The sequence below is a fragment of the Sphingomonas sp. Leaf230 genome, assembly GCF_001421745.1.
GTDB lineage: Bacteria > Pseudomonadota > Alphaproteobacteria > Sphingomonadales > Sphingomonadaceae > Sphingomonas.
This window is the reverse complement of the sequence record NZ_LMKW01000009.1, coordinates 424632-443778: the sequence shown is the minus strand read 5'-3', so window position 1 is coordinate 443778 and position 19147 is coordinate 424632. Positions and strand designations below refer to the sequence as shown.

Below are 19147 nucleotides of genomic sequence, written 5' to 3'. Positions count from 1 at the left end.
TACGCTGTCGGCGTAGTGCGATCCGCGTCAATCGCTCTGCGCCCGGACGGGCGAACCCAACGACGATCACGACGGCATTCTCAATACGGCGTCATCGAATAGGGTCGCGAGGGATCCGAACGGCGTACTGCGCCGGGCGAGACATGCCCCTCGCCGCCCGTGCCGACGACCGGATCGATCACGGGATATGCGTCACGCGCGCCCCTGCCGTCATTCGATCGGCAGGTCGAACAGCAGTTCGCGGACGTAGCGCACTGGCGGCGAACCATGCGCGAGCAACGCGTCGTTGTAGCGCTTGAGATCGAACGCCGCGCCCTGCCGCTTCTTGGCCTCTTCCCTCAGCGCCATGTGCTCCGAATAGCCGGTGAAATAGCTCAGCAACTGCGTCGAGCCGAGCGAGGCGCGGACCCATTTGCCCGCCGCCTCGCGCTCCTGCTGGAACGCGGTGTGCGTCATCAGCTGCATCGCCTGCTCGCGAGTCATGCCCTCGGTGTGGATACCGATGTCGAGCAGCGAGTTCGAGATCGAGCGCAGCCGCATTTTGAGCACGGTGAGCTTGAACAGCGGATCGCCGTTCAGATAGCCCTCGTCCGCCATCATGCCCTCGGCATAGACCGCCCAGCCCTCGACGAACGGCCCCGAGCCGAGCACCGCGCGCAACGTCGACTGCGTCGCGTTGGCGTGCGCGAGCTGGAGATAATGCCCCGGCATCGCCTCGTGCACCGCCAGGTCGTGGATCATGTAGTCGTTATATTCGCTGAGGAACGAGGTCGCCTGCGCCTCGGTCCAGTCGTCGGGGATTGGCGAGACGGCAAAGAACGTCCCGAGGTTCTTCTCCAGCGGGCCGGGGGAATCGCAGTATGCGACCGCGACGCCCTGCTGGAACTTGGGCATGGTGATGATCTTCACGGGGCTGTCGGGCATGCCGACCAGTCCCTTCTCGCGGACGAAGGCGGTCGCCTGCGCCAGCGCCTTGGTCGAGGCGTCGATCATGCCGTCGCGCGCGGGACGCTTTGCGTAAGTGAGATCGAGCGCAGCCTGGATCGCAGCCTGTTGCTGCGCTTCGGACGGCTTGTCGGGAAGCAGCAGCGCGCCCTTCTTGGCGCCGAATATCTGGCGCGCGATCGCGTACATCTGCGCGCGCGTGTCGACGATCGCGGCCTGCGCCCGTCGCTTGATTTCAGCGCGGGTGAGATCGGATTGCAGCGCGAAGCCGAGCTTCTTGTCGTATAGCGCCGCGCCGAGGCGGAAATCTCCCTTCGCGCCGGGCACGAGCGTCTTGTCGAGCCAGACCTGGTGCTCGGCGACCGCCGCCTTCAGTGTCACGAGCGCGGCGTCGAACCGCTTGGCGTCCGCTGCCGACAATTCGCTCTTGTGTGGGGCGAGCATGCTCTCGGCGATGTCGACGATGCCGCTGTTCTGCTTCGCCACGGTCGTCGCGTAGATCGACGGCACGCGCGCCACCACGATGTTGGCGCGCGCCTGTGCCAGCAACGCAGGAAGCGCCGCCATCCGCGCGGTCGCCGCGTTCAGGCGCTGTGGCCACGGCGCGAAGTCCCGCGCGGCGAGCGAATAGAGCGAGCTGCCGGCGATGTCGTTATAGACCTGCGGATCCCACGCCCAGCCGCCGAGCGTCTCGGTATCCCAGATGTCGTAGCGCAGCGCGTTGTCGAGCAGTGCCGCATCGACCTGCTCCTCGCGCGACAGGGCTTTGCGATCGATCCGCTGGAGATCGGCGAGCATAGCCTTGGAGAACGCCTCTCGCTTGGCACGCCCTGCGGCGGACATGTCGGTGACCTGCGTGTCGAAGCGATGATCGCCGAGCGATGTCGCCGACGACGGATTGAGGCGGGCGAGGCCATCGACGTAGCGCTTCGAGAGCGACGCGAACGCGCTCGTCTCGGCTTGCGCGGCAAGCACGGGCGCGGGGATCGACGAGACGGGCAGCGCGAGCATCGCGGCGCCGAGCAACAGACGGAAATTACGCATCATGTATTCCTGACGATCAGCGCTGTGGCGCGAGTTGTGCGTTCAGATAGACGGTGACGAGCGCCGCGCGCTTGGCGTCCTCGATCTTGTCGGCGCCCGCCGCGTGACCGCCTTCGGGGTTCTCGTAATAGAAGAACGGATCGCCATACGCCTCCAGCCGCGCGGCGAATTTGCGCGCGTGGCCGGGGTGGACGCGGTCGTCTTCGGTCGAGGTGTAGATGAACGGCGTCGGGTATTTCACGCCGCGCTTCAAATTCTGGTACGGCGAATATTGCGAGATGAACGCCCAGTCCGCCGGCTTGTCCGGGTCGCCATATTCGCCGATCCACGACGCGCCCGCCGACAGATGCGAATAGCGCTGCATGTCGAGCAGCGGCGATCCCATCACGATCGCGCCGTACAGGTCGGGCCGCTGCTCCATCGCGACGCCGACCAGCAGGCCGCCGTTCGACCGCCCCGAGACCGCGATCTTGCGCTTGGCACTCACCCCGGTCCGGACAAGATCGTCGCCGACCGCGTGGAGATCGTCATATGCCTTTTGCCGGTTTTCGCGCAGCGGCATCTGGTGCCAGCGCGGCCCGTATTCGCCACCGCCACGGATGTTGGCGAGCACGAACGCGTTGCCCTCCTCGACCCAGAACAGCCCGGCCGGGCCCGAGCGATAGGGCTGGTCGACGAGATAGGTCGGCGTCTGCGCATTGCGGAACCCGCCATAGGCGTGGACGAGCGCAGGCATCGGGCCCGTCGTGCCCTTCTTGCGCACGAGGAAATAGGGGATCTTCGTACCATCCTTCGAGGTCGCGAACCGCTGTTCGACCTGCATTGCGGAGGCATCGAACCGCGCTGGCAGCGTGTCGACCGTGACCGGCTTGGCATTTGGGCGGACGGCATAGAGCGCGGGCGGGCTGAGGAAGCTCTCGACCACCGCGAACGCGACGTCGTCCTTGCCCGCGGTCGCCTCGAGGTGGATCGTCGATGCGGTCGGCAACGCCGATACGCCTTGCGTCCAGACGCCGTCCGCGCCCCGCGTCAGCGACACGAGCCGGCCAGAGACGTCGTCGAGCATCTTCACCCACAGCACCGACTTGCTCGAATCGACCTGTTCCACCGCCTGCGTCGCGGTCGGTACCAGCACGCGTTCGATCGTCGGCGCGCGGCCTGCCAGCACGTCGGGGACGCTGTACGCCACGACCGACCCGCTCGGGATCCCCTTCCAGTCGGACGCCAGCGTCGCGATCAACCGGCCATCGAGGACGGCGTTGATCTCCGCGTCATCGGGCAACGGCGACGGCACCAGCCGGCCATTCTCGGCGATATGACTGCGCTTCGAATGGAAGAAATCGACGTTGCGCGACACTAGCGGATAGCGCCGGTCGCCATCGGTGAAGACGCTGGTCTCGATCCCGACATCGTCCGGCGTCGCGCTCGTCATGGTGGCCGCGGCCGAGAGCGGCGTGCCGCGCTGCCACCGCTTCACGGTGCGCGGATAGCCTGATTTCGTAAGGCTGCCGGCGCCGAAATCGGTCGCCACATACAGCGCGTCAGGCCCGGCCCAGTTCAGCCCGGTCTTGAAGCTCGGCACGACGAAGCCGTCGGTCACGAACTTGCCCGTCGGAATGTCGAACTCGCGTTCCTCGACCGCATCGCCGCCGCCGTTCGACAGCGCGACCATGCAGCGATCATAGGACGGCGAGCGGCACGTCGCGCCCTTCCACACCCAGCTCTTGCCCTCCGTCTTGCCCAGCGCATCGACGTCGATCAGCGTCCGCCATACCGGCTTGCCGCTGGTGAACGACGCGAGCGAGGCCACCCGCCACAGCCCGCGCACGTTCGTCTTGTCCTGCCACAGGTTCAGCACCTGATCGCCGAGGATCTGGTCGGGCGTCGCGATCTGGCGGTCTGCTTGCAACAGGTCGAGCGCACGCTGGCGGTAGCGCGCATAGCCGGGCTTGGCTTCGAGCGCGGCGAGCGACTGCGTGTTCCATCGCTTCACCGTATCGAGCGCACGCGTGCCGTGGATGTCCTCGAGATACGCATTCGGATCGGTAGCGGGGGCCGGCGTCTGGGCCAGCGCGGTCGTCGAAAGGGCCAGCAAGGCCAGGAACGGCAGGCGTCTTTGCATCATCACTCTCTTATCGTTCAGTGATGCGACTGTAGGCAGCGCGGTCCGCTACGCCAGCCCTTCTCTTCAGATCATGCAGCCTCCAGCGCGAGCAGCGCGAACGTCGCCAGCCAATGCTCGCCCATGTAATCGTCCGCGAGATGCGGCAGCGCCTCTGCCAGATGCGCGTCGGCGATCGCGCGGGCGGCGGCAGGATCGGGCAGCGCGTCGGCGATCGTCCGCCAGCACCACGCGCGCGACAGGTTCACGCCATCGAGATGCGCGAGGCGGCCGTCGGACCGGTCGCTGACGATCGCGGGGGAGCGCAGGCACGCCGTCGCGGCACCGAACGGATCGGGCAGGAACGTCGCCAACCAAGCCGCGAACTCGGCCCCGAGCACGTCCTTCATCAACGCCGCCTCGCACAGCGTCGCCGACAGGAAATCCTCCCCGCTAGGCTCGAACGGCCGACAGTCGCGGTCGTCCCCGTACCAGTCCCTCGCGCGCGCCTCGATCAACGCGGCGAGCGACGCATCGTGCCCCCGCGCCCAGCGCAGCGCATGGACCAAGGCGAACGCGGTGCAGTCATGCTTCCCGCTCCGCACCGGGTAGATCAGCTTCGGCAGATACGCCGCAAACCGCGCCGCAAACGCGCGTGCCAACGGCTCGACCGCCGCCGCCCAGGGCCGATCTGGCCGCCGCGCCAACTCGTCGTGCAGCGCGAGCAGCCATCCCCAGCCATAGGGCCGCTCGAACCCGCCGGTGCCCGGCCGATCGAGATACGCCACCTCTCCCGCGATCAGCGCGGGCACCAGCATCCGGTCGGCCAGCGCCTCGACCGCGGCGGCCTCCGCCATGTCCGGATACAGCCGCGCGAGGCGCATCACCTGCCACCAGCCATGCACGCAACTATGCCAGTCGAAACTGCCGTGAAACACCGGATGCAGCGTCTTCGGCAGCGCCAGGTCACCGGGCCCGTCGAGGACCTGGTCGAGCTTGTACGGCCATTCGCGCGTCAGATGCCCCAGCGTCAGCCCGGCAAATCGCGCAGCAGTCGCGCGGTCGAGCCGCTGTGTCATCGTGTCCTCCCACATCGTTCGTCGGACATTCAGCTGCTGTGGTCCGAAATGATCTTCCACGCGCCGCCACGCCGTTCGAACACCAAAGTCGTCATGCCCGATTCGCTGGTCGACGCCCCGGTCAGCGTCCACCGTGCGAACAGCATCGCATGCGCCGGATCCAGACCGCGCATCTCCAGGAACGCGAACGACAGCTTGCCGCGCGCATTGCCCGTGCCGCTGAAGCTGGACCGGTATTTATCCGAAATCGCCGGCTTGCCGCGAAGCAATCCCTTCGGCGTCACGAACACCGCGTCCTCGGCATAGATGTCCATGAACCGCGCGAGATCGCCCGCGTTCCAGCCCGCCCCGCTCGCTTCCATGCCCTTGCGGATCGCGATTTCGGCGGGCGTCTGCGCGATCGCGGGTGCTGCGATCGCGACGATCGCGAGGGGTAGCATCAGGGTACGCATCATTCTCTCGCCATCAGTTCGAGCAAGGCCGCCTCGCCGACCGGCTCGGACAGCAGGAAGCCCTGGTACAGGCTGCATCCACCCGCGGCGAGCAGTTCGAGCTGCGACGGCCGCTCGACCCCCTCGGCGATCACCGCGAGCCCCAGCGAACGCGCCATCGTGATCGCGCCGGCGACCACCACGCGGTCGCGCGCGCTGCCGTCGATGTCTCGCACCAGCGACTTGTCGATCTTCACGTAATCGAGCGGCAGCGACTTCAGATAGGCGAGACTGGAATAGCCCGTCCCGAAATCGTCGATCGCCACCCGGCACCCTGCCCCACGCAGTTCCGCCAGCAGTGCCGATGCCGCCGCCAGATCCTCGATCAACCCTGTCTCGGTAATCTCGACCGTCAGCCGCCCGCGCGGGAAGCCGCTCTCGTCGATCCGCGCGAGGAACAGCGCCGCAAACCCCGGCCGCGTGATATCCGCCGCGGTCAGGTTCAGCGACACGCGCAATGTCCCCAGAACCTCCGGCCACGCGACCGCACGCGCCAGCACCAGCCGCTGGATGTGGTCCGACAACGCGATGCCCAGATCGGCGCGGTCGGCGGCGTCGAACAGCGTATCCGCGCCGAGCGGCCCGAGCGCCCGGTGGTTCCAGCGCGCCAAGGCCTCGACCCCCGTGATCTCGCCGCTCGCGATCTCGACCTGCGGCTGCCAGCGCAGGTCGATCTCGTCGCGCTCGATCGCATGGTGCAGGTCGATCGCAAGCGCGTCGATCGGCGCGACGCCGTCGGGCAGCGCGACGTGGAGCACCGATCCGTCGCTCGCCTTCGCCTCGGCCAGCGCCTCGCTCGCCCGGCGCAGCAACGCCGCCGCATCGTCGCCCGGCTGGCGCTGCGCCACGCCGAAGCGGCACCCTAGCACGGCGCGCGTATCCGCCACCGCGAACGGCCGCGCGAGGGCGGCATCCAGCGCGGTGATCGCCGCCGTCACCGCCGCACCGGCCGCCTCGATCACGAGCACGAACTCCGACCCGCCAAGCCGCGCGACCATCGCATCCACGCCGATCGCCTGGCGCGCGACCGTCTCCGCGCGCAACACCGCGGCTTCGATCAGGCCATCCACCGCGGGACGGCCATGCGCCGCATTTACGATGTCGAGGCGCGACAGCGCGACCAGCACCACCGCCACCGGCCGCTCCTCGGCGATACGGCTGACGATCCAGCGCCGCGCTTCGCCGGTCTCCCTGTCATAGTGCGATGCGCCCGGTATGCCGCGCCGATCGATCGCGCCGCCGGATGCGCGGGCGGCGTGGCGCCCCGCGAACCGCAGCGCCTGGACGAGTTCGCCTTCGCTGGCCGGACTAGCCAGGAATTGCGTCGCGCCCGCATCGAAGAACTCGCCGATCGCCTCGACATCGCCGCGCGATACCAGCACCAGCAAGGCCGCACCGTTGGTGGCGACCAACCCGCCCAGCCTGCGCGTCGCCGAAAGTCCGTCGTCGAGCGCACCGCGCGCATCGATCAACGCGACCGCGGCACCACTCCCCAGGAACCGGCTTTCCAACCCATCGGCATCGCTCACGACCGCCGCCTGCCAGCCCGCACCTGCGCCTGCGCTTGCCAAAATCTCCGCGATCTCATCACGTTGACGGAACGATACCGCGAACAGCGTCGTTGCGATCTGCATGTCTTCCATATCCGTCGCACCTCGCTCGATCGGTGCGAGCCTAGCCGCCGTATCGCCGCGCGCCAATCCAATACCAGCCGATCTGGCCTTGTTAGTGGGACAGTCAGGTCTTAGCTCGGAGGAGATGACGATCGCGCCCACCCTCGAGCAAAAGCCGCTGCGCGATACGCATGGTCGCACGATCAAGTATCTGCGGATTTCGGTGACCGATCGCTGCGATCTGCGCTGCCGGTACTGCATGTCCGAAAAGATGACGTTCCTGCCGCGCAGCAAGCTGCTGAGCCTCGAAGAGATCGCGATCATCGCCGAGCGTTTCATCGCGCGCGGCGTGACGAAGATTCGCTTGTCTGGCGGTGAGCCGCTCGTGCGTCGCGACGTCGCCGAACTGGTCCAGCGCCTGGGTCACAACATCGGATCGGGCTTGGAAGAGCTGACGATGACCACCAACGGCACGCGCCTCGCGCAGCATGCCGAGGCGATGGTCGACGCTGGCATCCGCCGCGTCAACGTCAGCATGGACAGCCGCGATCCCGAGCGGTTCCGCTACATCACCCGCCACGGCGACGTGTCGCAGGTGATCGGCGGGATCTACGCCGCACGCGACGCGGGGCTTGCGATCAAGATCAACATGGTCGCGCTGAAAGGCTTCAACGAGGACGAGATCGCACCGATGCTCGCCTGGTGTCGCGATGAGGGCTTTGACCTGTCGCTGATCGAGACGATGCCGCTCGGCGCGATCGATGAGGACCGTACCGACCGCTTCCTGCCGCTGACCAAGGTGTTCGATGACCTTGGCCAACAGTTCACGCTTGCCCGCGACGCGCACAAGACCGGCGGCCCCGCACGCTATTGGAACGTCGACGGCACGCGCACGCGCCTCGGCCTGATCTCGCCACTGACCGCCAATTTCTGCGAAGGCTGCAACCGGGTGCGCCTGACCACCGAGGGCAAGCTGTACATGTGCCTGGGCCATGACGATCAGGTCGACCTGAAGGCGGCATTGCGCGAAGGTGGCACCGCTGGTCTCGACGAAGCGATCGACGCTGGTCTGTTCGCCAAGCCCAAGGCGCATGACTTCCGCATCGGCCAGGGCGAAGGACCCGCGGTCGCACGCCACATGAGCGTCACCGGCGGATGAGCCGATACGAGCGGCGGGCGCTGGTCGCGTCCAATACCCCGCCTGCTCGTGCCGCCGAAGCGGAGCTCGCCGACATGGGCGAGTGGGTGCCGGTCGAGGACGCGGACGTCATCATCGCGCTCGGCGGCGACGGGTTCATGCTCCAGACGCTGCACACGATGCTGGAGCGCCGCAAGCCGCCCGTCCCCGTATTCGGTATGAACCTGGGCACGGTCGGCTTCCTGATGAACGAATGGCGCCACCACGGCCTCACCGACCGGCTGGAGCGCGCGAAACCGTTCAAGGTCATCCCGCTCAGCATGACCGCGATCGGCGTCGATGGCCGGACGCACACGCTGCCCGCGATCAACGAAGTCTCGTTCCTGCGCGAGACCCGCCAGACCGCCAATCTCGAAGTGACGGTGAACGACCGCGTCGTCCTCGCCGAACTCGCCTGCGACGGCATCCTCGTCGCCACGCCGGCCGGCTCGACCGCGTACAATCTCTCCGCGCACGGTCCGATCCTGCCGCTCGGCTCGGGCATGGTCGCGCTGACCCCGATCAGCCCGTTCCGCCCACGACGCTGGCGTGGCGCCATCCTACCCGACAAGGCCCGCATCCGCATCCGCGTGCTCGACCCCGGCAAGCGCCCCGTCTCCGCGGTCGCCGACCAGCGCGAGATCCGCGACGTCGCGCAGGTCGACATCTGCATGGACCGCGCCCGCGAACTCACGCTGCTGTTCGATCCCGAGCACGCGCTCGACGACCGGATCACGATGGAACAGTTCGTCGCCTGAACGCGGTTTATCGCGGACTTTGCATTTTTGCGGCGAAACGCGCTTGCATCGTCCGACCGGCCGTTTATAGAGCCGCCTCCGGCAACGTTCCCTGATAGCTCAGCGGTAGAGCTCTCGACTGTTAATCGAGTGGCCGTAGGTTCGAATCCTACTCAGGGAGCCATTTTTTTAGCCGGACAAGTCCTCGCTTCTTCGCGAGATGCCGGTAGGCCGGAACCCCCTTTGCAAATGCCTTCAGCCAGTTTCGGTCATTCTTGCGACGACGTCTGACCTGCCGCTCCCCCCAGATGCCTAAAAGTCCAAGCTCAAAGCAGATCCCGGGCGGGACGCGTTCGTGATGGGCGGCATTTGGCGGGTATTCGCGCAAATTCGTAGCTTCTACCGACACTTAGGTCTGACGAACATTCTTTAGTTCATGAAACTTATTTCATGTTAAGATACTTTGTGGTTTAGGATGAAGTCTTACTCAAACAGTGGAGATTTCATGTTTCTTAAGTCACTTACCACGGCATCGGCTGGCCTCATGCTGCTCGCCGCACCAGTTGCAGCGAACGCGGCTTCCGCCAACCCGGCATCCAGCCTCTCGACGATCAAGTCGGCACGCGTCGGTACGCCGACCGTCAAGAAATCCAAAGTCGCCGACGGCGGTTTCATTATCATCGCTCTTGCCGCCGTTGCGGTCGGTGGTGGTCTGTATCTCGCGATCGACGATGGCGACGATTCCGACAGCAACTAATCTGTTGGACCGGTGTCATGCACCGGTCCAATCGACTTGGGCTCGGCTGAAGCCGCGTCGAGACACGCACTTCATTGCCGTTGGCCCTCAAAAAGCGCCGAACTACCAATAATCGTAGCGGAGACACGCGCGCCCTGCTCGATCCGATGATGCTACCCGATAGCTTTATTCGTGCGTCGTGCGCCGATTTGATACTATGCGGTCCTGCACGGGAAAACGGGGCGGAGGGTTCGGAATGGTCGATGCAGTAATAGTCCGCGCAGGCGACAGCGTCGCGACGCTGCTGCGCGACTGCGATATCGGCGACCGGATCGATACCGGCGACGCCCTGCTCACCCTGACGCAGGCCGTTCCGCGCGGCCACAAGATCGCACTCGACGCGATCGCACCCGGGGCGGACGTGACGAAATACGGCTATTCGATCGGGCGGGCGACGGACACCATCGCACCGGGCGATCATGTCCACAGTCAGAACCTGTCGACCGGATTGGCCGGCACGCTCGATTACGGTTTCGCCCCAACGGATGAGCCGGTCGCGGCATCCCCCCGCCATACGACCTTCCACGGTTACGTTCGTCCTGACGGCCGGGTCGGCACGCGCAACGAGATCTGGATACTCCCCACCGTCGGATGCGTCGCGCGGACCGCCGAGCGGATCGCCACCAGGGCCGGGGCGACCTTGGCCGGCAAGATCGACGGCGTCCACGCGTTCAGCCACCCGCACGGCTGTTCGCAACTCGGCCACGATCTCGACGGCACGCGCCAGATCCTCGCGAGCCTCGCCTGCCATCCCAATGCCGGCGGCGTGCTGATCGTCGGACTCGGCTGCGAGGAGAACCAGATCAATGCGCTGGTCGAGGCGATCCCCGCATGGCGACGCCCGGCAATCCGCACGCTGACGGCACAGCTGAGCGTCGACGAGGTCGAGGAAGGCATCGCGCTGGTCGAGGAACTGGCGGCGTTGGCGGCCTGCGAACGGCAGGAGGTCGGGCTCGACCGGCTCGTGCTCGGCGTGAAGTGCGGCGGGTCCGACGGCTTGTCAGGGCTGACCGCCAACCCGCTGGTAGGCCGGATGAGCGACGAGGTCGTCGGCGCCGGCGGCCGCGTGATCTTCACCGAAATTCCCGAGATGTTCGGTGCGGAACAGGCGCTGATGAACCGCGCTGCCGACGTTTCGGTGTTCGACGCGATCGTCGGCGTCGTGAACGGCTTCAAGCAATATTTCATCGACCATGGCGAGCCGGTGTCGGAGAACCCGTCGCCCGGCAACGTCGTCGGCGGAATCACGACGCTGGAGGAAAAGTCGCTGGGCGCCGTGCAGAAAGCCGGCCGCTCGCCGATCGTCGACGTCATCGGCTATGGCGCGCAGGCACGGACCGACGGGCTGACGATGCTGGAGGCGCCCGGCAACGACGCGGTATCCTCGACCGCCCTCGCAGCCGCCGGCGCGACCGTGATCCTGTTCACGACGGGACGCGGCACCCCGCTCGGCTTTCCCGTACCGACGATCAAGATCGCGTCGAACAGCGACCTTGCCCAGCGCAAGCCGGGCTGGATCGATTTCGACGCCGGGCAGGTCCTCGACCAGGGGTTCGCCTCGGCCGAAACGGCGTTGCTCGACTGCATCGCCGCGATCGCATCGGGCCGCGAGACCGCCGCCGAGCGCAATGGCGAACGCGAAATCGCGATATGGAAACGTGGAGTAACGCTTTGACACGACTGACCCATGCGACGCTCGACCAGCTTGCAGCGACGATCCAGAGCCCTCGAGGCCGCCCCCTCCCCTCGATCGGCATCGTTCATTTCGGGCCGGGCGCATTCCACCGCGCGCATCAGGCGGCGTATATCGACGCGCTGCTGGACCATGATCTACGCTGGGGCATTGCCGCAGTCTCGATGCGCAGCAAGCGGACGGTCGCAGCACTCGCCGAGCAGGACGGACTCTACACGCTCGCGATCCGCGACGCCGAGTCGTCGAACCGGGTAATTGGGGCACATCGCCGATTCCTCGGACCCGACGACGCCGCAGAAACACATTCGCTGCTCGCCGATCCCGCGGTACGGCTTGTGACCTCGACCGTGACCGAGAAGGGCTATTGCCTTGCCGCCAACGGCACACTCGACCTGTCGCATGCCGATATCGTCCATGACCTCGCCGGGACGACAACGCCGCGCAGCCTGGTCGGATGGCTAGTCGCAGGCCTCGCCGCGCGCCGAAATGCGCGGATCGCGCCGTTCGTGCCGATGCCATGCGACAATCTCGCCAGCAACGGCGCCAAGCTCCACGCCGCCCTGGTCGCCTTCGCGCGCGTGGGCGATACGGATCTGGCGGACTGGATCGCCGGCGAAGTGCGCGTCCCGTCGACGATGGTCGATTCGATCACGCCCGCGTCCGATCCTGCTCTCTACGACGACGTAGCCCAAGCGATCGGGCTCGAAGACCTCGCCGCGGTCCAACGCGAATCCTTTGCACAGTGGGTGATCGAGGACATCGGCACGCCGCTCGGCCCCGATCTCGCGTCGGTCGGCGCCACGATCACAACCGACGTCGCCAGCTACGAGAAGGCGAAGTTGCGCATTCTCAACGGCGCGCATTCGACGCTCGCTTATGTCGGCCTGTTCCGCGGCGCGGCGAGCGTGGCGGACGCGATGAACGATGCGGCGCTCGCCGGGTTCGTCGACGCGATGATCCGCGACGACATCATTCCGATGCTGCCCAGCACCCCCGGCCTCGACCTGGATGCCTACCGCGCCGCCGTGCTCCAGCGGTTCCGCAACCCGGTCATCGTCCACCGGCTCGACCAGATCGCGCAGGACGGATCGCAGAAGCTACCCTACCGGCTAGGTGACACACTGGTCGCAAACCGCCGCGCGGGTCGCATGCCCGCGGGCGTCGTCACCGCGCTCGGCGCGTGGGTAGCGTTCCTGATGCAGCGCACCCGCGACAATATTCCGATCGTCGATCCAGCCGGCGATCACCTGGCGGACGCAGCACGCGATGGAACGCCGAGCGAGGTCGTCGCGCGCCTGATCGACTCGGGACTGGGCTTCCCCCCCGAACTCCGCGACGACGCAGCCGCCCGGTCCGCGATCGCCGATGCGGCGGAACGGATCAGCCGCGGCGACTGGTCGGGCGTGAACCTCTAGACCCCGTACGCCGCCCGAGCATTGCCACCGAAGATCGCGTCCCGCGCCTCCGAGCAAGCGCGCGTGACCAATCCGTCGATCAGGTCGACGACCTGGCGATACTCGGCGGCAAGGCGGCAGACCGGCCAGTCGGAGCCGAAGATCAAACGATCGGGGCCGAAGCACGCAAGCAGGTGATCGAGATACCGCGCGATCTGGTCTACCGTCCACGTCGCGTGATCCGCCTCCGTGACGAGCCCGGATATCTTGCAATAAAGCGACGGCACCTGCGCCATGTCGGCGATCGCGTCCGCCCAGGGCTGCCAGCCACCGCGCGCGATGTCGGGCTTCGCACCATGATCGAGGATCAGCCGCGGCGCCGTTGTACGCCCCGCCGCGACCAGATCGCAGAAGCGACGGACATGGATCGCCTGGCGGGGTTTGACGAGAATGTCGTAGCTGAAACCGCGCTCCACGCTCGCCCGCACCCCGCGAACGAAGTCGGGTGTCAGCAGGAAATCGTCGTCCGGCTCGTCCTGGACGATATGCCGAAACCCAGCCAGCTTGGACGATCCCGACCGCGTCTCCAGCCGCTGCGCAATGTTGTCGGCCCGCAGATCGACCCAGCCGACCACGCCCATGATCCGCGGATGCGCAGCCGCGAGTTCCAACAACCAGTCGGTCTCGGCCTCGCTCTGCCGCGCCTGTACCGCGATACAACCATCGATCGCAGCGCCGTCCAGCAATGGCATCAGATCGGCAGGCGAAAAGTCCCGGGCGAGCACGCTGTCGCAATCGATCCAGTCGAACGCAGACGCCGAATAGGACCAGAAATGCTGGTGCGCGTCGATACGAGTCACGCGGCGATCCGCGCCTGGCTTGTCGGTTGTGTCTGCATCCGAAGAACGTACCGCGTGCACGCCGGCGCAGCAATCGGACCGACGTGTTGCTTTGACCGAGCGCTACTTCCCGACGACCGTTGGCTTGAAAATATAGCCGTTGCCGCGGACCGTCCGGATGATCTCCGCTTTTTAAATACCATCACGACCATTGACGCGTTTCCCGGCGCGATGGTTGTACCGGACACGAGTCGGCGCTAGCGGCATTCCCCATGTCGACGCCCGCCAAACCGCACGTTAAACCCTTGAACTGGCTCCAGCCTTTGGATGGCCTGCGTATACTGAAACGCGGCGACGTGCCGATCACGCGAGTCCAGGTTTACGGCCAGCGATGCAGCGGGACCAACCTCGTCACGCGCGCGATCGAGGCGAACATGCCGAGCGTGACGATCACCGAGGATTTCGGCTTCAAGCACTGGTTCGTGCCGCCGCAGACGTTGTTCGTGAAGGATACGCTGGTGCTGGTGGTCGCGCGCGACGCGTTCGACTGGACCCGTAGCCTTCACCGCCAGCCGTGGCACGCGCACCCGGACCTCAAGGCGGAGCCGTTCGACGTGTTCATCCGCAGCCAGTGGCACAGTTATTGGGACGATCATTTCGGTCCCATCGAGCCGGGGCACCCAATGCAGGGCGACGAGATGCTGCACGAGCGCGATCCGGAAACCGGCGAACGCTTCGCCAATTGCATCGCCAAGCGCACCGCGAAGCTGCGCCACTGGGCGTCGTTGACCAACCGGACGCACAACGTCGCGTTGCTCGGCTATGATGCGTTCGCGCGAGCACCGTTGGCGTTCGTCGAGGCGTTGTCCGAGGCGACCGGGATCCCGCGGCGCGAAGAATATGTGCCGATCACCAGCTACAAGGGGCAAGGCTATGCGCCCTATGTTCCGACGGCTTATCCCGAACTCGCGCCTGCTGATGCCGAACACATCACCGCGTGGCTTGATCCCGAGGTCGAGGCGGCATTCGGACTGAGCGCGAACTATGCTGATCGATATCAATCGCCTTCGGAGGCCGGATCGGTACAATGTTCGGCATGACCAAGCCGATCACGTTCTTCATCCACCACCAGGGTCGCGGCCACGCCAACCGTGCGATGGCGATCATCCGCGAGCTGCCTGCCGAGCGCGCGGTGACGATCCTGACCGCCAAGCCGTCGTTGTTCGACGGGTTCGAGCGGCCGATCACGATTGCCGCGCTGCCCGACATGATCGGCGCGCCGGTGCCGACGCCGGGGCTGTTCGCGCAGGCGACGCCCGAGGTAATGCACTGCGTCCCGCTCGGCGTGGCAAAGACGCGCGCGACGATGCGAACGATCGTCGACCATCTCGACGACGTCGATCCGGCGCTGTTCGTCGTCGACGTCTCCGCCGAGATCGCGCTGCTAGCGCGGATCGCGAGCGTACCCGCAATCAGCATCCGGATGCACGGCGACCGGCTCGATCCGGGTCATCTGGGCGCCTACCAGGCAAGCGTGGGCCTGCTCGCACCGTTCGGCGAGGCACTCGAACAGGCGGACACGCCGGACTGGGTCCGCGCCAACACGTGCTACGCAGGCGGCCTGTGCACGACCGTGGATCCCGTTCCGACCAAGGAAGAAGCGCGCGCCAAGCTCGGCCTCGATCCGACCAAGGAAATCATCGTCGTCCTCACCGGCGGCGGCGGTGCGGGCACGCCCTACGCGCCGCTGACGATGGCGGCGCGCGCGGTGCCGGATGCGCTGTGGCTGGTGCTCGGGCCGGTCCACCGCGAGGGGCACGAGACTGACTTCGGCAATCTCGTCGAACTCGGCTGGGTCCCCGGCGTCACCGATCACATCGCCGCCGCCGACGTCGTCATCGCATCGGCCGGCGACAACACGGTGCACGAGATCGCCCGCGTCGGTCGGCCTTATGTCTGCGCGCCCGAATGGCGGTATTTCGGCGAACAGACCCGGAAGGCGGAGCGTCTCGCGGAGCTTGGCGCTGCGGTCGCGCTACCGTCATGGCCCGGCGCACTGGCACCATGGCGCGGTATCCTCGACGAGGCGAAGGCACTCGATCCGGTCTCGCTCGCGGACCTGTACGACGCGGATGCGGCCAAGGTCGCCGCGGATTATCTGGAAGGACTGGCCGTCTCGCTTTGGGCGCCCGCTTAGAAATCGAGCGCTAGTCGATCCTCCCCCGCCAGGGGAGGATCGAAACGTTCCGCAGCATCTCAGCTAAACAAAACCTCCGGCGGCATCCTCGACGCGGCCACCTCGTCCGCAGTCGGCGCCCGCAACACGGTAATCGTATCCGCATCCCAGGCGATCAGCCCGCGCTCGGCGAAATGCCCAAGCCAATAGTCCATGCACCACCTCCCCCAGGTGCCGCGAAACAGCCGAGCGTTGCGGACGATCGCATCGAAATGCTGGTAGGCCGGCGTGTGCACGACATGATGCTGGTGATACGCCCGCGCACCGCCGACCCACCACATCGGCACTCCGGCACGCTCGAGCCGCGCGGCAAAGTCGGTTTCTTCGCCGCCATAGCCGACATAGCGCTCGTCCATCCCCCCGGCCCTCGTCCAGTCCGCCGCGGAGATCGCGAACGACAGGCCCCAGAGCTCGCCATGGCTCGGTGTCGGGCGTATTTCATCGGGCGCGATCGGCGGCTTGGCCGGGTGACGCAGGCCGACCCGGTCGAGCATTTCCCAGTCCAGCCCGGCATCGATCGCGCCAGCGGGGAGATACAGCACCTCGCCCAACCGAATACCGCCCGGCTCGATCGCCGTAGCCGCATAGCGTTCGACCAACGTCGGCGCAGGGACGCAATCGACGTCCAGGAAGATCAGCTGATCCCCACGCGCAGCCGCCGCCGCGTGGTTACGCGCCGCCGCCAACGGCATCGCCTCCCCCGCGACGAACACCGCGCGCACCGGAAAGTCGGTCGGCGGGAGATCGGCGTACGGCGCATCCTGCATGTACGCGATCACCAATTCGTCAGGCTTGCGCGTCGATGCGTTGAGGCCGGCGATCAGGTTCACCAGATGCGCGCGGCGACCGCGTACCAGCGTCAGCACGCTGACCGTCGAGGACGTCACGATGCCTTCCTGATACCCTCGACGTCGATCCCAGCCGCGGCCTCGCGGAAGAACGCGACGCCTTCGATCACGCCGCGCGCGTGATGGCCGATCGCGACATAGCCGTGCGCCAAGTCCGCGCGCGACCCTAACCCATCCGAATAATTGCCGACGATGATCGCGTGGCGTGACGATCGCAGCATTTCGATATCGTTGCCGCTGTCGCCCGCGACGATCACCTGTCGCGGTTCGAGACCGAGGCGACGGCGGACATGCTCGACCGCGGTACCCTTCGATGCGGCATGCGGCAGGATGTCGAGATAGCGACCGTGGCTCTGGATGATCGAGCAACTGTGACCGTGTTCCGCCAGCAAAGCCCGCACCCGCTCGGCCGCCGCAATGTCGCCATTGGCAAAATAGCTGAGCTTGAACCGGCGCTGTTCGAGCGGGCTCTGCGGCGTCAGTCCGGCATGTTGCCCGATCAGCGCGGCGACCGCCTCGCGGTCCCAACCGGCAGCGATGATCCCGTCCCATTCGGTATCGCGGTCGTACACGGCCCCGCGTACCGTCCGGTAATAGATCTCCGAGCCGACCGAAGTGATCAGGATTTCGGGGCGTGGCGCATCATGCTGCCCGAGCACCGCCATTGCGCTGTGGAAGCTGCGCCCCGTCGCGATCGCGAACGCGACATCGGTCTGCGCGTCGTGCCACGCGGTGAAATCATCGACGCCTTTTGCACAGCCGAGCAGCGTTCCGTCGATGTCCGACACCAACAACAATTCCGGCTTCCGGTCCGTGGCCGCAGGCGCGGCGTTCACGACCTCTGCGAGCAACCCGGTATAAAGCTGTACGTGCCGGTCCCAGTCATAGGCGCGGATCGCTACCGATCCTGCCGCTGAGTAGCGCGACCACAGCGCCGGATCGTCTAATATCTTCAGGATCGCATCGGTGATGGCGCTAGGCGAACGCGGATCGACGAGAATGCCGTTGCCGCAGGTCTCGACGATATCGTTCGGACCGCCGCTGTCGGTCGCGACCACCGGCAGGCCGCTCGCCGCCGCTTCGAGCAAAGTCAGCCCGAACGGTTCGTTGAGCGCCGGATTGACGAAGACGCCGCGCCGGGTTCGAGCATGAGCATAGACCGCGGCGATATCGTCCGGCCGGTGCTGTTTCGGATAGGCGACCTTGCCGTACAGGTCGTAGCGGTCGATCAACTGCAACAGCTCGGCGATGTTGTCGCGGATCTCGGGCTCCAGCGTCGCACTGTCGTCACGCGTGCCCGCCAGGATCGCGAGGTTAGCCGCGGCCTGAAGCGCGGGTGACCGGCCATAAGCGTGGACGAGCGCCGCAAGGTTCTTCTTGGTCACCGGGCGCGCAATCGCGAGGATTACCGGCTTGGCGGGATCGTCGAGGAACCGATTGATCAGCGCATCGACGCGAGCATCGGTGCCACAGTTCGCGAACTGCTTGAGATCGCTACCCGGCGCGAACACTCGGATCCGGCCTGGATCATACGCATCATAATCGGCATACTGGACTTCGGCCTCGTCACGCGACGACGCGATGATCGCGGCCGCCCCGGCGATGGCTTCTTCTTCGATCGCGATCCGGCGATCGAGGCCCGCGGTTTCCGCACACTCACGATCGAACGCGGCAAGCTTCACCCGGCCGAGCGAATGCGCGGTGAAAACATAGGGGATGCCGGTCCTTGCAGAAACGCGCGCCGCAATCAGTCCGGCATCGGCATAGTGCGCGTGCATGACGTCGGGCGCGCGATCGAGCGTGGCGATATGCGCCACCAAAGCCTCGACCAGGCTGTCATGCTCGGTCCACAGGTCTTCCTTGACGAGATACGCATCGGACGCGGTCAGCAATCGGACGATACGCGTCGTGCCGTCGATCGTCTCGATCGGTTCGGCATAGCATTCGGCATACGCCGCATGATGGAATGCACGCGTAACGATTTCCATGCGGTCGATCGCCGGATTGCGGCCGCTGGCAGCGACGAGATCGAGAAGGTACCGGATATGGCCCCCGGTATCCGCGGTGATTCCGTATTCGACGTCGGTTGCGCGTAAACACCCCTGCAACGCGATATGTAGTACGAACACCCTTCCCCCGTTCATCTGCAATTCA

The 19147-nt window shown here is 66.2% G+C and carries 15 protein-coding genes and 1 tRNA gene; 8 read left to right on the top strand and 8 right to left on the bottom strand.

Features of this window, described 5'->3' with window-relative positions:
- Positions 1-210: 210 nt before the first annotated feature.
- From ASE82_RS11140 to ASE82_RS11120, 5 genes are all read right to left on the bottom strand, one after another.
- Positions 211-1989 carry a DUF885 domain-containing protein gene (locus tag ASE82_RS11140; protein ID WP_056062876.1) on the bottom strand — a complete coding sequence of 593 codons (1779 nt, stop codon included), beginning with the start codon at positions 1987-1989 and terminating at the stop codon, positions 211-213.
- Between the two features lie 16 nt (positions 1990-2005).
- On the bottom strand, positions 2006-4114 hold the full coding sequence (locus ASE82_RS11135) for a prolyl oligopeptidase family serine peptidase (RefSeq protein WP_056062873.1): 2109 nt from the start codon (positions 4112-4114) through the stop codon (positions 2006-2008).
- 68 nt (positions 4115-4182) lie between these two features.
- On the bottom strand, positions 4183-5169 hold the full coding sequence (locus ASE82_RS11130; RefSeq protein WP_056063419.1) for a DUF2891 domain-containing protein: 987 nt from the start codon (positions 5167-5169) through the stop codon (positions 4183-4185).
- A 29-nt stretch (positions 5170-5198) separates the two neighbouring features.
- Positions 5199-5624 carry a YybH family protein gene (locus ASE82_RS11125; RefSeq protein WP_162236738.1) on the bottom strand — a complete coding sequence of 142 codons (426 nt, stop codon included), beginning with the start codon at positions 5622-5624 and terminating at the stop codon, positions 5199-5201.
- Positions 5621-7294 carry an EAL domain-containing response regulator gene (locus ASE82_RS11120; protein ID WP_235524670.1) on the bottom strand — a complete coding sequence of 558 codons (1674 nt, stop codon included), beginning with the start codon at positions 7292-7294 and terminating at the stop codon, positions 5621-5623. Before ASE82_RS11120 ends, ASE82_RS11125 begins: the two co-directional genes overlap by 4 nt.
- Before the next feature lie 124 nt (positions 7295-7418).
- Between ASE82_RS11120 and moaA the strand changes: the two genes are divergently transcribed.
- The 6 genes from moaA to ASE82_RS11090 all read left to right on the top strand — a co-directional run bounded on the left by moaA (position 7419) and on the right by ASE82_RS11090 (position 13091).
- The gene (gene moaA, locus ASE82_RS11115) at positions 7419-8432 is read left to right on the top strand and encodes a GTP 3',8-cyclase MoaA (protein WP_056062863.1); all 1014 of its coding nucleotides are present in this window, start codon (positions 7419-7421) and stop codon (positions 8430-8432) included.
- Positions 8429-9208 (top strand): NAD kinase, encoded by a 780-nt coding sequence (locus tag ASE82_RS11110; RefSeq protein WP_056062860.1) that lies wholly within the window; start codon positions 8429-8431, stop codon positions 9206-9208. The genes moaA and ASE82_RS11110 overlap by 4 nt, the downstream gene beginning before the upstream one ends.
- Before the next feature lie 88 nt (positions 9209-9296).
- Positions 9297-9371, top strand: a tRNA-Asn gene (locus ASE82_RS11105).
- 321 nt (positions 9372-9692) lie between these two features.
- Positions 9693-9944: a hypothetical protein gene (locus ASE82_RS11100; RefSeq protein ID WP_235524669.1), complete on the top strand. Its 252-nt coding sequence runs from the start codon at positions 9693-9695 to the stop codon at positions 9942-9944.
- Between the two features lie 235 nt (positions 9945-10179).
- Positions 10180-11658: a UxaA family hydrolase gene (locus tag ASE82_RS11095; protein WP_056062853.1), complete on the top strand. Its 1479-nt coding sequence runs from the start codon at positions 10180-10182 to the stop codon at positions 11656-11658.
- Positions 11655-13091 carry a mannitol dehydrogenase family protein gene (locus ASE82_RS11090; RefSeq protein WP_235524668.1) on the top strand — a complete coding sequence of 479 codons (1437 nt, stop codon included), beginning with the start codon at positions 11655-11657 and terminating at the stop codon, positions 13089-13091. Before ASE82_RS11095 ends, ASE82_RS11090 begins: the two co-directional genes overlap by 4 nt.
- Here ASE82_RS11090 and ASE82_RS11085 read toward each other — a convergent pair.
- Positions 13088-13930 carry an amidohydrolase family protein gene (locus tag ASE82_RS11085; protein WP_056062846.1) on the bottom strand — a complete coding sequence of 281 codons (843 nt, stop codon included), beginning with the start codon at positions 13928-13930 and terminating at the stop codon, positions 13088-13090. The two genes, ASE82_RS11090 and ASE82_RS11085, sit on opposite strands and share 4 nt — an antisense overlap.
- Before the next feature lie 251 nt (positions 13931-14181).
- Here ASE82_RS11085 and ASE82_RS11080 point away from each other — a divergent pair, with 251 nt between their 5' ends.
- Together ASE82_RS11080 and ASE82_RS11075 are read left to right on the top strand one after the other, a co-directional pair.
- Positions 14182-15009 carry a hypothetical protein gene (locus tag ASE82_RS11080; protein WP_056062844.1) on the top strand — a complete coding sequence of 276 codons (828 nt, stop codon included), beginning with the start codon at positions 14182-14184 and terminating at the stop codon, positions 15007-15009.
- Positions 15006-16106: a glycosyltransferase gene (locus ASE82_RS11075; RefSeq protein ID WP_056063415.1), complete on the top strand. Its 1101-nt coding sequence runs from the start codon at positions 15006-15008 to the stop codon at positions 16104-16106. Before ASE82_RS11080 ends, ASE82_RS11075 begins: the two co-directional genes overlap by 4 nt.
- A gap of 59 nt (positions 16107-16165) precedes the next feature.
- On the opposite strand, the gene ASE82_RS11070 is transcribed toward ASE82_RS11075, so the two are convergent.
- Both ASE82_RS11070 and ASE82_RS11065 read right to left on the bottom strand, forming a co-directional pair.
- Entirely contained in the window at positions 16166-17032 is an 867-nt protein-coding gene (locus tag ASE82_RS11070) for a glycosyltransferase family 2 protein (RefSeq protein WP_056062841.1), read from the bottom strand.
- On the bottom strand, positions 17029-19122 hold the full coding sequence (locus ASE82_RS11065) for an HAD-IIB family hydrolase (RefSeq protein ID WP_056062838.1): 2094 nt from the start codon (positions 19120-19122) through the stop codon (positions 17029-17031). The genes ASE82_RS11070 and ASE82_RS11065 overlap by 4 nt, the downstream gene beginning before the upstream one ends.
- Between the last annotated feature and the right edge of the window lie 25 nt (positions 19123-19147).